Genomic DNA, 14,481 nt, shown 5'->3' with positions numbered 1-14,481 from the left:
TCCCATGAGACTCGCCCCTCTCCTCGCCCTGCCGCCTATCGCGCTCGGCATTGCCGCGGCGGTCTGGATGATCTCGTCGGCACCCGGACCGGCCCAGATCGAGGGCAGCGGACCCGCCCTGCCGGTCCGCGTGATGACGGTCGCGGCAGCAGACCTACGCCCGACCGCCACGGCGTGGGGCAACCTGCGAGCGGCCGACACCTGGGTCGCCGTGGCCGAAGTGCAAGGCGAAGTGATCTGGCGCCACTTCAACCTGGAACCCGGCCGCCTGATCCCGGCGGGAACCGAGGTGCTGCGGATCGACCCTGCCGACTACGAGCTCGCGTTGGCGCAGTCGCAGGCCGACCTTGCAGCGCTGGACGCCGAAAGCGCGCAGCTGACCGCCGAGGCGGAAAACACGGGCCGCATCCTCGATCTGGAACGCGCGAGATTGGCGCTGGCCGAGGCCGAACTGGCTCGCACGCGGACCCTGGCCCAACAGGGTACGGCCCCGCAATCGCGCGTCGATGAGGCCGAGCGTGCCACGCTTCTGGCCCGCCGCACGGTCGCGGAACTCGAAAATGCGATGGCTCTTATCCCGTCCCGCGAGGCACGGATCGCGGCACAGGTCGCGCGCAGCGAGGCCGCCATCGACCGCGCGCGCCGCGCGCTCGACCGCACAACCCTGACGACGCCGTTCGGCATGCGTGTGACCGAGGTAAATGCGGAGCTGTTTCAGACCGTCAGCCCCGGTCAGGTGGTGATCCGTGCCGACGGGATCGCAGCGGCCGAAGTCGTGGCCCATCTGCCAATCGGCAGCTTTCGCCGCCTGCTGGGAGATGCGCCTGAAGGCATCACCCTTGCCGACATGATGCGCGACCTGCCAGCCACGCAAATCGAGGTGACGCTCAGCCCGCTGTCGGACCCGACCCAAATCTGGACCGCCCGCGTTGTCCGGATCGAAGGCGCGCTGGATGCCCGTGCGCGCACCGTGCCGGTCGTCGTCAGGGTTGACGACCCCTATGAGGGCGCGGACCCGCCCCGGCGCCTGCCGCTGGTGCCCAACATGCAGGTGCAGATTGCCTTTTCGGGCGCTTCTATGTCAGGCCTCATCGCAATCCCCGAAGCGGCACTGCATGGGGGCATGGTGCGTATCGCAAGCGCCGATAACAGGCTGGAGTTGCGGCCCGTCACCGCCGGTTTTGCACAAGACGGCTCGGTCATCATCACCGATGGGCTCGCCCCCGGCGACCGCGTGGTGATCGACGACATCGCCCCGGCCATTCCCGGCATGACCCTGACCCCGGTCGAGGCTCCGCAATGATCCGCTGGTTCACCGGTCACCCGACGGCGGGCAACCTGCTGCTTTTGCTGTTCCTCGCCGCCGGGGCCTTTGCCGCGCCGGGTCTCTTGCGCGAAACCTTCCCGGATTTCCGCGCTGTCGAGGCCGAGATCACCGTGCCCTACCGGGGCGCTGCCGCCGAGGATGTCGAAGGCGCGATCTGCGCGCCGCTGTGGGACGGGGTGCAGGGTGTCGAGGGGCTGGAGACCTTCACCTGCACCGCGCAAACCGGCCGCGCCCGCGCCGTGGCGACCATGGCGCCGGGCAATGACGCGCTGCGTTTCGTGAATTCTCTGCGCACCGAGGTTTCGGCCATCGACAGCTTTCCTGACCGTGCCGATCCTGCGGTGGTGCGCGAGTTGCACCGCTCCGATCCGGTCACCTCGGTGGCTATCTCGGGAGATCTGCCGCTGGGCGAACTGGACCTTTATGCGGACGCCTTGTCGGACCGCCTGACCGCCCTGCCGGGTGTTGCTCGCGTGACGCGCGGGGGCCTCGGCGCCCGGACGCTGTCCATCACCGCGCCGCGCGCCGTGCTCGACAGCCACGGCCTGACACCTGCCACATTGGCCGCCGCCATCGCCGCGCAGAACATCGACCTGCCCGCAGGCACGCTCGAAGGGGCAGGCGCGGACCTGACCCTGCGTTTCACCGCCGAACGCGACACGGCAACGGCGCTGGCCATGATCCCCGTGCTGGTGCTGCCGAACGGCGCGACGCTGACGCTGGGCGACGTGGCGGTGATCGAGGAACGCTTCGAGCCGCCACAGGACCGCGCCTTTGTCGACGGGGTGCCCGCGCTCGTGTTTGACGTGGCCAAGGCGCTCGATGCCGACGCGCTGCGCGTGCTGGACGGCGTCGCGGCCTTGGTTGACGCGGAAACCGCCCGACTGCCGGGCGCCATCACCGTCGAAGTGGTGCAAGACGTGACATCGATCATCCGCGACCGTCTTGTGATGCTGGTGCAGAACGGGGTGATCGGGCTAGTGCTCGTCGTCGTGGTGATGAGCATGTTTTTCCGCCCCGGTTTCGCGATATGGGCCGCGATGGGCCTGCCCGTGGCCTTTGCGGGGGCCTTTGTCTGGATGGCGCTGACCGGGCTCAGCCTGAACATGATGACGTTGGTGGCGCTCTTGATGGCGATCGGGATCGTGATGGACGATTCCATCGTGATCGCGGATTCCATCGCTGTACACGCCGCCAAGGACGCGACGGTCGAAAACGTGGCCGCCGGCGTCGCCGCCGTCACCCCCGGTGTCATCTCGTCCTTCCTGACGACGCTTGCCGTGTTCCTGCCTCTGGCCTTCCTCGCGGGCGAGTTGGGGGCCGTGCTCGAAGTCCTGCCGGTGGTCCTGCTGGCAGCCCTTGCCGCCTCGCTGATCGAGGCTTTTTTCATCCTGCCCCACCACCTGAAAGGCGGGATGAAGGACACTGCCCCCTCCCGCTTCCGCAAAGGCTTCGACGCGGGCTTTGACGCTTTTCGCGAAGGGGTCGGCGGTCTGGCCGATACCGCGATCAAGGCGCGCTGGCTGGTCGCAGGGCTGGCCATCGGTGCCTTGATCCTGACCGTCGGTGCGCTCGGTGGCGGCATGGTCAAGCGCGAAGCCATGCCCGAGATCGACGGCGACGTGCTCGAGGCGCGGCTGATGCTGCCTGCCGGCATCCCGCTGGCGCGCACGACCCAGGCAGTCGCACAGGTCGAGGCCGCGCTTGACCGCGTGAACGCCCGTCTGACACCCGAACAGCCCGAGGCGCAACCGCTGGTTATTCGCCGCATCACCCGTCTGGGCCGTAACCTGTCGGCGGGCGAAACCGGCGCCCATGTCGCCACCGTCGCGGTGGACCTTCTGGGCGCCGAGACGCGTAACAGCACGCTGGACGAGATCGTCACACTCTGGCGCGAAGAAATCGGCGCCCTGCCCGGCGTGAACTCACTGATCCTGACCGAGCCGGGCATCGGCCCGCAAGGCATCGCGGTCGAGTTGCGCCTGACCCACCCCGACCTCGCCGCGCTCGAGGCCGCGGGCCGCGCCACGCTGGCCGAACTCGAGACCTATGCCGGTGTGCGCAACGCGATCCTCGACCTGCGCCCCGGCGCGCCCGAATTGCGGCTGAGCCTGTCGCGGGGGGCCGAGGCGCTGGGGCTGACCGCAACGGATGTGGCAAGCCAACTTCGCGCGGCTTTCCTCGGCACGCAGCTTGCGGAAATCCGGCGCGGTGATCTGGCATGGGATCTTGAGGTGCGGCTGGCCGATGAGGACCGCACCACCCGCGCCGACCTGAGCCTTTTCGAAGTCGCCCTGCCCGGTGGCGACACCGTGCCGCTCTCCAGCATCGCCACCATTGACGAGGCGCGCGGCTGGGGCACGATCACACGCCGCAATGGTCTGCGCACCCTGACCGTTTCGGCCGATGTGGACGGCCGCATCGGCAATGCCGACGCGATTACCGCACGGCTGGCCGAGGGCTTCCTGCCCGATCTGGCAGCCTCCACCCCCGGCCTTGGCTTCGAGATCGGCGGACAGGCCGCGAATTCCGCGAAAACCGTCGCCTCGATCCTGCGCGGGTTCCTCATCGGGCTGGTGGGCATCTACCTCGTGCTCAGCTTCCAGTTCCGCAGCTACGTCGAGCCGTTGATTGTGATGATCACCATCCCGCTGGCATTTCTGGGCGTGATCTGGGGCCATGTCCTGATGGGCTACAACATTTCCATGCCGTCTCTGGTGGGGGCGGCCTCGCTCGCGGGCATCGTGGTGAACAACGCGATCCTCTTGGTCGGCGTCATCAACGCACGTCGCGCCGAGGGACTGTCCGCCGCGCTGGCCGTAGGCGAGGCTGTGCGGTCGCGGTTCCGCCCGATCTTCGTCTCGGTTTCAACCACGATCATGGGCATGGCGCCACTGCTGCTGGAGACCTCGACCCAGGCCCAGACGCTCAAGCCACTGGTGATTTCCGTGGTCTTCGGCCTGCTCGCCGCAACGGTTCTGATCCTGTTGGTGTTGCCTGCGTTCTATGCAGCACTCGAGGACGTGCGGCCAAGGAAACAGGGCCATCTTGCCGTTCCAGAGGGTCGCTGACACCGTCGCGCCTCCTCAAGAAACAAGAAGATTTGGAACTGGCGGAGACCGAAGCAAATTATCAAGCGGACGTTCATTCCGCTTCAATTTTCTGGCGAGTTTCGTCTGGTTGCAAGCTGGACAATTTGTGCGGATCGCGATCCCAAATAGCCTGTAACTGAACACACTTGGCTGGAAATTACGCGACGCACCATGACAGAGTGCGATCTAACAATGAACATATTTTGTACACGCCCTGACTTAAGTCATTAAAAGTAAATAAAGATTATTCAAAGTGATCCCCAGACTGATGTTCCCGTCATGCCGGCGCGCCGTCTTGGTCCTGTTGGAAACGTGGAGCCTCTGATCAATTACTGTGCTTTGCTACTTCCGTTCTTGGAGAGCGAACGCCGAGCATTGGCAAATCCGCGGTCCGTCGCGATGAAACGTTCAAGCATGGGGGCAATCAGCTTGATCGGCTCTACCGGCCCCTGTCCGGCTTCCCGGCCGAGGATCTCGCCATAGGCGATGAGATCGCGATGCAGTTCTGCGGGCAGTTCCACGGTGAGTTTCACAGGCTTGTCGTCCGGAATCGGACCGAGTTTCAGCTTGGTCATGTCAGCCTCCGAATGGCACGAAGACGAGATCGCGCGTGACGATCACACGGACGGGGAAGCCCGGGCGGATGGTGAGTGTCGGCGGGACCTCGAGCTGGCGTTGAACGATGCGCTGGCCGGCCTCATTGATCGTATCCAAGGCCCCGTCACGGAGGGCACGGGCGAGGCGGTCCTCCTCGTCCAGGGAGAGTTCCGCGCCGACGGCCACCAAGGTTGAAAGCCCCGCCGCGCGCAGGATGCTGGCCCAGTGATTGTCGACGCGGTCCTCAAGACCGGCATAGCCCGCCGCATCGGCCCCGGGCTGGCGTTCGAGAACAAGGGATCGTCCATCGGGAAAGATCAGCCGCGTCCAGACCAGGAGCACGCGACGCTGGCCGACGGTGACGCTGTCGTCATAGGCGCCGATCAGGCGGGTGCCCTGCGGGATCAGGAGCAGGCTGCCGGTTGGGCTGTCATAGACATTCTGGGTGACCTGTGCGGTGATCTGGCCTGGAAGGTCGGATCGGATGCCGGTGATCAGCGCCGCCGGGATGACCGAACCGGCCTGCAGTAGGTAAGGAGACGCTGGCGGCTGCACGCGGTCGGGCGCGACCGTTCGGCGGTCGGGCGGTGCCGTCAGAAAGGCCTGACGTGGATCGGTTTCCGGGGTGGCGGCCAACCCGCCCCCCGGTGCCGGAGGCGGCATCTGGAACCCGGTGGAGGCAGGCGCCCCGGGGCGCGTCTGGAAGAAGAGATCACTGACCCGGGCCGCTTCCAGTTCCGCAAGCCGCTGCTGTTCCGCTGGGTCCATGGTGGGCGGCGTGAGGCTCGGGGCTGCGACTGGCTGACCGCGTTGCTGGGCGTCGAGGATGCCGCCGCCGAGGTCACCCGGCAGGGGCGGCCCGAGCCGCGGGATCGCATCATAACTGCCCGGCAGATCGCGGAGACCATCGGCGGGCTGGCGCCGGTCCGTGGTGATCAGCTCTTCCGGGGCCGCCGTCCGATCCGGGCGTTGCAGGCCGTAGATCAGGGCAGCACCAATCCCGAGCCCCACGATAATGGCCAGGCCGATGATCACCTTGCGCGAAATCCGCGTCACGCGCGGCGGATCGGCACGCAGGCGCATGGCGGCAGCAGGATCGGTCGAAGTCTCGCTCATGTCCCCCGCTCCGCACCCTGCCGCACCGCTGTCGTTTCGGTCTGGGGCTCGATCCGCACAATCCGCACCACCTCCTGCCGGGGACCGCGCCCCAAGCGCAGCTCGGCAGCACCGAAGAGCCTGTCGACGATCAGCACATTGCCGTGGATGCGGGAGTTGACGATCTCGAGCTCGCCATCGGCGCCGAGCACGAAGAGCGGCGGCATTTCGCCCTGGGCGATGCCGCGCGGGAAAACGACATAGACCCGGCGTCCGTCATCGAAGACCGAGACCGGCCGCCAGGGCGGGCTGTCGCCCTGTAACCCGTAGCGGTGGTTGCGGGCATGCGCGGGCGGGATGCGCGGCGTGGCCGGCGCGACGCGTGGGGCGTCGGGCGCGCGCGGATAAGACCAGGAGATGGCGGGCATCCAGGTCTCTTCGCTCGCGTTGAGTTCGATCAGATAGGTCCGCCGGTCGGTCGAGATCACGAGGTTCGTGCGAATATCTGGCCGCGTGGGTTTCACGAGGACGAGGACGCGGGTGTCGCGACCCGCGCCGCTTTCGGTGTCGCCGATGATCCAGCGCGCGGTGTCGCCTGCCGCGATCGGGCCGGTGCCAGCCAGGCGTTCACCGGGCTCAAGCGCGATGGTCGTGATCTGGCCCGGGGCGGCGTAGACTTGGTAGAGCGCGCCTTCGGACCAGGGGTAGATCTGGATCGCGTTGAAATACCCCGCCTGCCGCGGCTCGACGCGCGCGGCGGCATTGGCATTGCCGACCTGCGCAACGGGTGTGGCGGCTACCGCCCCGCCCCGGCTTGGGGTCCAGGCGGGCGGGACATGGAGCGGGCGCGGGCGGTCGTCGGGTGCGCTCACGGGGGGTGACGGCAAGGGCGGCACCGCCTCGTCATAGGTGAAGTCAGGCGGGCGGTCGCTGGCGCAGCCTGCGAGGAGCGTGGAGGCCAGAAGAACGGTGGGCAGGATCGGTCGGGTCATTGGCTCATCTCCCGCGACCAGTTGATCGCGTTCACATAGATTCCGAGGGGGTTGGCGCGCAGACGGTCCGCCGTGCGAGGCGGGTCGATCACGATGGTCAGAATCGCGGTCCAGCGCTCGGTGCGAACGAGCTGGCCATTCTCGTAGTGACGCTCGGACCAGGCGACCCGAAAACTGTCGGGCGAGGCACGGATGACGCTCGAGACCTCGACCGAGACCTGGTCCTCGCCGACCCGCGTGAAGGGATCATTGGCGCGGGCGTGATCGTTCAGCGCGAGCGCACCGCGGTCGGTGGTGAACTCATAGGCGCGAAGCCAGTTCTGCCGCACGACGATGGGATCGGCGGGCAGGCCCCGGACTTCCTCGATGAAGCGGGCGAGATGCCAGGCGATCTGAGGATCGCTCGGGCGATACCCGGCACTTGCCGCCTCGACGGCGCGGGCCTCGCCGTGGCGATCGATCTCGACGACGTAGGGCACGACGGTGCCGCGCGCCGATTGCCAAACCAGCGCGGAAGCGAAGCCGCCCGCGAGGATCAGGCAGCCGAAGGCCATGAGGCGCCAGTTCTTCGCCTGCACCCGGGCCGCACCGATGCGCTCGTCCCAGACCTGGGCGGCCTTTTGGTAAGGGGTCTCGGGTTCCGGGGTCTTGCCATAATGGGCGGCGGCGCGTTTGAAGAGGCTCATGGGCGGTCGCTTTCGGATAGGGAAACGGAGGCGCCAGAGCCGGGGCTGTCCCCGGCGCGCAGCGCATGTGTGGCGGCGGAAACGCCATGGCTCATGGCTTGGCTGCGGCGCATGGAGCGCGCCCAGGCCGGTGGGCTGCCAGCCGGAGCGACCATGGCGGCCGACGCGCCTGCCACGCTACCAAGCGAGGACGCGCCGCCGGTGGCGGCGAAACCCGCGCGGGCACCGGCGGCATGGCTTGCCTTGACCGCTTCAGAAGCCGAGGCGGCAGCGCGGCGCAGGGGCGATGCAGCCGCGGATCCCGCGGCCCGGGCCACGCCACCGAGACCGGAAGCGACCCCAGCAGCGCCGGTCTGTCCCATCGATCCGAGTCTGTAGGCGGTGGATGCCGCGCCCGTGGCCGCAGCGGCACCGCGCGTGGCAGCTGCCCCGCCCGAAGCGAGCGCCCCGGCTCCGCGGGCGCCGAGTAGGGCCCCGCCACCCGCCGCGACCGCAGCGCCGCCCACGGCAAGCCCGGTGCCGACGGCGGCCCCCGCGCCCAGTTGCGGGCCGCCGGAGACAAGGCCCGTGGCGATGCCCGGGCCGAAGATGCCGAGACCGAGGAGCGAGAGCGCGGCCAGCACGATCGCCATGGCCTCGTCGATGGTGGGTGCCACGCCCCCGAACCCGGCGGTGAACTGGCCGAAGAGCGTCGAGCCGATCCCGATGATCACCGCCAGCACCAGCACCTTGATGCCGGAGGAAACGACATTGCCCAGCACACGCTCGGCCATGAAGGCGGTCTTGCCGAAAAGGCCGAAAGGGATCAGCACGAAGCCCGCGAGCGTCGTCAGCTTGAACTCGATGAGCGTCACGAAGAGCTGCACCGCGAGGAGGAAGAAGGCCAAGAGCACCAGCGCCCAGGCGAAAAGCAGGCAGGCGATCTGGATGAAGTTCTCGAAGAAGGCGACGAAGCCCATGAGATCGGCCGTGGATTCCAGGAGCGGTCGGCCGGCATCGAGGCCGGTCTGCGCCACCCGTCCGGGGCGCAGGAGATCGGCGGGCGAAAAGCCGGTGCCGGAGGCGAGCAGCCCCAGCCCCGCGAAACTGTCGAAGACGATAGCCGCGAGGCTGTTCCAGTTGGAGATCAGGAAGGCGAAGACTCCGACGTAGAGGGTCTTTTTCACAAGGCGGGCGATGATGTCGTCATCGGCGCCCCAGGCCCAGAAGAGCGCGGCCAGCGTCACATCGATCACGATGAGCGTGCTGGCGATGAAGGCGACCTCGCCCCCCAGCAACCCGAAGCCGCTGTCGATATAGGAGGTGAAGACCCCGAGGAAGGTGTCGATGACGCCGGTGCCGCCCATGGCTCACTCGCCCCCGGTCCGGTCGCGGTCGCGCCCGAGAAAGCGGTCGCGGGTTTCGGCCCAGACGGCGAGACAGTCGGGATCGGAGGCGGCGGCCTCACCCAGTTCCTGGCAGCGCCGTTGTTCGGTCCGCAATGGATCGGCCTCCGGCATGAAGGAAGACGCCGGACGCACTGCCTGCCCTTCCTCGTCGCGGCTCATCTCCACCACCGCCGCGGTGATCGCGATGGCGACGAAGACGATGGCCGCGATGCGCACGAGGACCGATCCCTCCATGGGCCTGCCCTCTTCAGTTGTTGAACATCTGGGCGTTGCCGGGCTGGTAGCCCCCGCCCGGGGTGAGGAAACGCTCGCGCTGGACGCGGCCCTGTTCGGCTGCCGCGGACCGCTCGGCCTCGACCAGCGCGGTTGCGCGGCCATTGGCGGCGACGACGGCGATCAGATCGGCGATCTGCTGGGATTGCAGCGCCAGGAGCTGGTTCCCCGCCTGGGTCGCCTGCAAGGCGCCGACGGCGGATTGGCTTTCGCCGACAAGGGCGGAGAGCTCGGCGCGCTGGCCGTCGAGATTGCCGACGACGCCGGCCTGGACGCGGAGCGCGTCCTGCAGCCCGCCGACGGTGTTTTCCCAGCGGGAGCGCGCATCGGCCAGAAGCTGCGCCTCGGGTGCCGCCATGGGGATGTTTGCATAGTCCTGCTGGAAGACCTGGTCGATCTGGGCGACATCGAAGGCGATGTTCTGCGCCTGGGACAGGAGTTGCCGCGTCCGGTCGACATTCTGCTGCAGCGCCTGCAGCGAGGAATAGGGCAGGCTCGCAAGGTTGCGCGCCTGGTTCATCAGCATCTGCGCCTCGTTCTGCAGCTGGGTGATCTGGTTGTTGATCTGCTCCAGCGCCCGGGCGGCGGAGAGGATGTTCTCGGCGTGATTGCGCGGGTCGTAGACGATGCGTCCGCCCCCGCCGAAGAAGAATGCGTGGGCTGGCGTGGCGAAGATCGGTGCAAGCCCGATGGGGGCGGCGAGCGTCAGGGCAAGCGCGGAGGCGCTGGCGAGCTTGGTCAACCGATGAGCGGTATGGGTCATGGGATGGTCTCCTCTGCTGGTTCGGGGGCTTGGGGGATCGGGGCGTCCGGCACCTCTGGTTCCGGTGCGAGATTGGTGAGCTCGGGGATGAGGTCTGCGGCCCAGCCGACCCCGCGGGCCTCGAGCCAGCCGGCGAGAAACCCATCGCGGCCGTGTTCCGCGAGGATGTCAGAGATCAGCGCCTGGTCGGACTTGGACGAGGCTGCGCAGAGCGCGAGGCCCACTTCGGACAGGCCCAGCTCGAAGAGCCGGTTGCCGCGCCGCGACTGGCAATAGTAGTCGCGCTTGGGTGTGGCGCGGCCGAGGATCTCGATCTGCCGGTCATTGAGACCGAAACGGCGGTAGATCGCGGTGATCTGGGGCTCGATGGCCCGTTCGTTGGGGAGGAGCAGCCGGGTCGGGCAGCTTTCGATGATCGCGGGCGCGATCGCGGAGGCGTTAATGTCCGAGAGCGACTGGGTCGCGAAGATCACCGAGGCGTTCTTCTTGCGCAGGGTCTTCAGCCATTCGCGGAGTTGGCCCGCGAAGCCCTCGTCATCGAGCGCGAGCCAGCCCTCGTCGATGATCAGGAGCGTCGGCCGCCCGTCGAGCCGGTCGCCGATGCGGTGGAAGAGATAGGAGAGGACCGCGGGGGCCGCGGCGGTGCCGACCAGCCCCTCGATCTCGAAGGCCTGGACCGAGGCCGCGCCAAGCGCTTCGGTCTCGGCATCAAGTAGGCGCCCATGGGCACCGCCCAGGCAATAGGGGCGCAGGGCCTGTTTCAGGTCGGAAGATTGCAGAAGGACCGCGAGACCGGTGATCGTGCGCTCGCCGACCGGGGCGGAGGCCAGCGAGGTCAGGGCGGACCAGAGATGCTCCTTCACCTCGGGCGTGATCGCGATGCCCTCGCGGGCGAGGATGGCACCGATCCAGCCTGCGGCCCAACTCCGCTCGGTGGGATCGTCGATGCGCGCCAGCGGCTGGAGGAAGACCGTGGTTTCCGCGCCTTCGGTCAATTCGCCGCCCAGATCATGCCAATCGCCGCCCATGGCGAGGGTGGCGGCGCGGATTGAGCCCCCAAAGTCGAAGGCGAAGACCTGTGCGCCCGGGTAGCGGCGGAACTGCAGCGCCATGAGCGCGAGCAGCACGGATTTGCCGGCCCCGGTGGGTCCCACGACCAGCGTGTGTCCGACATCGCCCACATGGAGCGAGAGGCGGAAGGGCGTCGCGCCCTCGGTCTTGCCGTAGAGCAGCGGCGGGCCGTCGAAATGCGCATCCCGCTCTTCCCCGGCCCAGACAGCCGAAAGCGGGATCATATGGGCGAGGTTCAGGGTGGAGATCGGCGGCTGGCGGACATTGGCATAAGCCTGCCCCGGCAGCGAGCCGAGCCAGGCATCGACCGCATTGACCGTCTCGACCATGGCAGTGAAGTCCCTGCCCTGCACCACCTTCTCGACCAAGCGCAGTTTCTCGTCGGCGCGGCGCGGGTCTTCGTCCCAGACGATGAGCGTCGCCGTGACATAGGCCTCGCCCGCGATATCGGCGCCGAGCTCCTGCAGGGCCATGTTGGCATCGGCGGCCTTGTTGGCCGCGTCGGTGTCGACCAGCGCCGATTGCTCGTTGGTCATCACCTCCTTCAGGATCGCAGCGATGGATTTGCGCTTGGCGAACCATTGGCGGCGGATACGCGCGACCATCCGCGCGGCCTCCATCTTGTCCATCAGGATGGCGCGGGTCGCCCAGCGATAGGGAAACGCCAGCCGGTTGAGGTCGTCGAGGATCCCCGGCGTGGTGGCGGTCGGGAAGCCCGAGAGGGTCAGGACACGCAGATGGGCGTCTCCCAGCCGGGGCTCGAGCCCGCCGGTGAGCGGCTGATCGGCCAGAAGCGCGTCGAGATAGGCCGGGGTTTCCGGCACGCGGACGCGGTGGGCCTGCGTCGAGATGGTGGAATGGAGATACGTCAGCGTTTCGCTGTCACCCATCCAGCGGCATTCGGGCATGATGCCGTCGAAGAGCGCCAGCACACGGTCGGTGCGATCGATGAAGCCACGCAGCACCTCGCCCGCATCGATGCCGGTCTTGTCGCGGCCTTCGTAGAGCCAGGTCTCGGCCCGCGCGGCCTCCTCTGCGGGCGGCAGGTAGAGGAAGGTCAGGAGATACTCCGACTGGAAATGCGCCCCCTGCTCGGCAAACCCCGCGCGACGCTCGGCATCGAGCAGCGCCGAGGCCGGATCGGGAAAGCGGCTGTCGGGATAGTCAGCCGCTGCCACGCGCTGCGCTTCGACGAAGATCGCCCAGCCGGAACCGAGGCGGCGAAAGGCGTTGTTGATGCGCCCCGCGACGGCCACGAGCTCCGCCGCGACCGCGCTGTCGAGATCGGGGCCGCGGAACCGGGCGGAACGCTGCAGGCTGCCATCCTTGTTCAACACCACGCCGGGGGCCACCAGCGCCGCCCAGGGCAGGTAATCCGCGAGCCGCGTCCCTTTCCGGCGATATTCCGCGAGGTTCATCATGGTTCTGCCTCACACCTCGAGATGACCGGGCAGACGCAGATGCCGGCGTCCGACCTCGACGAAGAGCGGATCCCGTCGCGCGGCCCAGACCGCCACCAGGTGGCCCAGGAGACCGATGACGATCCCAGCGACCCAGAGCTGCAGACCTAGTCCGATGGCCCCGGCCAGCGTGCCGTTCAGGATCGCGAAGGCCCGCGGCGCCCCGGCGAGAAGGATCTGCTCGGTCAGCGCCCGGTGGACCGGAACAGTGAAGCCCGGCACGTCGGCCAGCTGTTCAAAGGCTGGCCATTCGCTACCGCTCATGGCGTTCCTCCCTCGCGGCTTTCCACTGGAAAGCCGCGTTCCCCTGCGGTGAACCGGTCGCCACCATCAGATCAGCGCCCCGCCGCCGAAGCTGAAGAAGCTCAGAAAGAAGGAACTCGCCGCGAAAGCGATGGAGATGCCGAAGACGATCTGGATCAGGCGCCGGAAGCCCCCGGAGGTATCACCGAAGGCCAGCGTGAGGCCGGTGACGATGATGATGATCACGGCGATAATCTTGGCGACCGGCCCCTCGATCGACTCGAGGATCGATTGCAGCGGCGCTTCCCAGGGCATGGAGGAGCCCGCGGCCCGGGCGGGCCCGGCCAGCATCAGGGTGACGGTGGCGTAGGTGACGGCGTGGGCGGCCTGCGCACGCAGCGGGTGAAGGGATCGTGTCATGAAGGGTCTCCTGTGTCAGTTTCCATCCCGGTCGGCAGCGCCGCCGGGGTGATGCGGTAGTCGCCATTGCGTCCCAGCCCCTCGACGCGGGCGAGTTCGGCGAGGTGGCGGTTGGGCCCGCGCCCGGAGAGGACGGCGATGAGATCGATGGTTTCGGCGATGAGGGCCCGCGGCACGGTGACTACGGCCTCCTGGATGAGCTGCTCCATCCGGCGCAGGGCCCCCAGGGCCGAGCCCGCATGGATGGTGCCGATCCCGCCCGGATGACCGGTGCCCCAGGCCTTCAACAGGTCCAGCGCCTCGGCCCCGCGCACCTCGCCGATGGGAATGCGGTCGGGGCGCAGGCGGAGCGAGGAGCGGACGAGATCGGAGAGCGAGGCGACCCCGTCCTTGGTGCGCAGGGCGACGAGGTTAGGCGTTGTGCATTGCAGCTCACGCGTGTCCTCGATGATCACCACGCGGTCCGATGTCCCGGCAACCTCGGCCAGGAGCGCATTGGTCAGCGTCGTCTTGCCGGTCGAGGTGCCGCCCGCCACAAGGATATTGGCCCGCGCGGCAACGCCCTCGCGCAAAAGCTCCGCCTGGACCTCTGTCATGATCCCGGAAGCGACGTAGTCGTCCAAAGTGAAGACCGCGACGGCAGGCTTGCGGATCGCGAAACAGGGCGCGGTAACCACGGGCGGGAGGAGTCCCTCGAAGCGCTCGCCGGTCTCGGGCAGTTCGGCCGAAACGCGCGGGCGCGCGGCATGGACCTCGGCCCCGACATGGTGGGCGACGAGCCGTACGATCCGCTCGCCATCGGCGGGTGACAGCGTGGCTCCGGTATCGGACAATCCTTCGGAGAGCCGGTCGATCCAGAGCCGCCCGTCGGGATTGAGCATGACCTCGACAATCATTGGGTCCTCCAGAAACCCGGCGATGGCGGGCCCGAGCGCCGTGCGCAGCATCCGCGCCCCGCGGGCCATCGCTTCCGGTTTCCGAGTTGCCTCTGCCATGTTGTCCCCGTTCCGTGAGTGGCCCCCAACGGGCGGCCCTGGATCGGGTCCATCAAGAAAACCGGAAACCGGCTGCGCT

The 14,481-nt window shown here is 68.0% G+C and carries 13 protein-coding genes; 2 read left to right on the top strand and 11 right to left on the bottom strand.

What is annotated here, in order from left to right; genetic code table 11:
* The first annotated feature begins 4 nt into the window (after positions 1-4).
* Positions 5-1,303, top strand: coding sequence for an efflux RND transporter periplasmic adaptor subunit (locus tag K3551_RS12395; RefSeq protein ID WP_259913583.1), 1,299 nt, complete (start codon positions 5-7; stop codon positions 1,301-1,303).
* Positions 1,300-4,398 carry an efflux RND transporter permease subunit gene (locus K3551_RS12390; RefSeq protein ID WP_259913580.1) on the top strand — a complete coding sequence of 1,033 codons (3,099 nt, stop codon included), beginning with the start codon at positions 1,300-1,302 and terminating at the stop codon, positions 4,396-4,398. Before K3551_RS12395 ends, K3551_RS12390 begins: the two co-directional genes overlap by 4 nt.
* A gap of 350 nt (positions 4,399-4,748) precedes the next feature.
* Here the strand turns inward: K3551_RS12390 and K3551_RS12385 are convergent, their stop codons facing one another.
* The 11 genes from K3551_RS12385 to trbB form a co-directional block, all read right to left on the bottom strand.
* Positions 4,749-4,994 (bottom strand): DUF2274 domain-containing protein, encoded by a 246-nt coding sequence (locus K3551_RS12385; protein ID WP_259913578.1) that lies wholly within the window; start codon positions 4,992-4,994, stop codon positions 4,749-4,751.
* A gap of 1 nt (position 4,995) precedes the next feature.
* Positions 4,996-6,132 (bottom strand): TrbI/VirB10 family protein, encoded by a 1,137-nt coding sequence (locus tag K3551_RS12380; RefSeq protein ID WP_259913575.1) that lies wholly within the window; start codon positions 6,130-6,132, stop codon positions 4,996-4,998.
* Complete coding sequence (gene trbG / locus K3551_RS12375) at positions 6,129-7,103, bottom strand: P-type conjugative transfer protein TrbG (RefSeq protein WP_259913572.1); 975 nt, start codon at positions 7,101-7,103, stop codon at positions 6,129-6,131. The genes K3551_RS12380 and trbG overlap by 4 nt, the downstream gene beginning before the upstream one ends.
* Positions 7,100-7,789 (bottom strand): conjugal transfer protein TrbF, encoded by a 690-nt coding sequence (trbF, locus tag K3551_RS12370; RefSeq protein ID WP_259913569.1) that lies wholly within the window; start codon positions 7,787-7,789, stop codon positions 7,100-7,102. The genes trbG and trbF overlap by 4 nt, the downstream gene beginning before the upstream one ends.
* Positions 7,786-9,135 carry a P-type conjugative transfer protein TrbL gene (gene trbL / locus K3551_RS12365; RefSeq protein WP_259913567.1) on the bottom strand — a complete coding sequence of 450 codons (1,350 nt, stop codon included), beginning with the start codon at positions 9,133-9,135 and terminating at the stop codon, positions 7,786-7,788. The genes trbF and trbL overlap by 4 nt, the downstream gene beginning before the upstream one ends.
* A gap of 3 nt (positions 9,136-9,138) precedes the next feature.
* On the bottom strand, positions 9,139-9,411 hold the full coding sequence (gene trbK-alt, locus K3551_RS12360; RefSeq protein ID WP_259913565.1) for a putative entry exclusion protein TrbK-alt: 273 nt from the start codon (positions 9,409-9,411) through the stop codon (positions 9,139-9,141).
* A gap of 13 nt (positions 9,412-9,424) precedes the next feature.
* Positions 9,425-10,213: a P-type conjugative transfer protein TrbJ gene (gene trbJ / locus K3551_RS12355; RefSeq protein ID WP_259913564.1), complete on the bottom strand. Its 789-nt coding sequence runs from the start codon at positions 10,211-10,213 to the stop codon at positions 9,425-9,427.
* A complete protein-coding gene (trbE, locus tag K3551_RS12350; protein ID WP_259913562.1) occupies positions 10,210-12,705 on the bottom strand; it encodes a conjugal transfer protein TrbE in 2,496 nt (831 codons plus the stop codon). Before trbE ends, trbJ begins: the two co-directional genes overlap by 4 nt.
* A 9-nt stretch (positions 12,706-12,714) precedes the next feature.
* Positions 12,715-13,008: a VirB3 family type IV secretion system protein gene (locus K3551_RS12345; RefSeq protein ID WP_259913560.1), complete on the bottom strand. Its 294-nt coding sequence runs from the start codon at positions 13,006-13,008 to the stop codon at positions 12,715-12,717.
* Between the two features lie 66 nt (positions 13,009-13,074).
* Positions 13,075-13,407, bottom strand: coding sequence for a TrbC/VirB2 family protein (locus K3551_RS12340; RefSeq protein WP_259913558.1), 333 nt, complete (start codon positions 13,405-13,407; stop codon positions 13,075-13,077).
* Positions 13,404-14,402 (bottom strand): P-type conjugative transfer ATPase TrbB, encoded by a 999-nt coding sequence (trbB, locus tag K3551_RS12335; protein WP_259913557.1) that lies wholly within the window; start codon positions 14,400-14,402, stop codon positions 13,404-13,406. The genes K3551_RS12340 and trbB overlap by 4 nt, the downstream gene beginning before the upstream one ends.
* Between the last annotated feature and the right edge of the window lie 79 nt (positions 14,403-14,481).

Source organism: Jannaschia sp. M317, from assembly GCF_025141175.1.
Lineage (GTDB): Bacteria > Pseudomonadota > Alphaproteobacteria > Rhodobacterales > Rhodobacteraceae > Jannaschia.
Note: the sequence above shows the minus strand (reverse complement) of the source record. Positions and strands in the feature narration are given on the sequence as shown.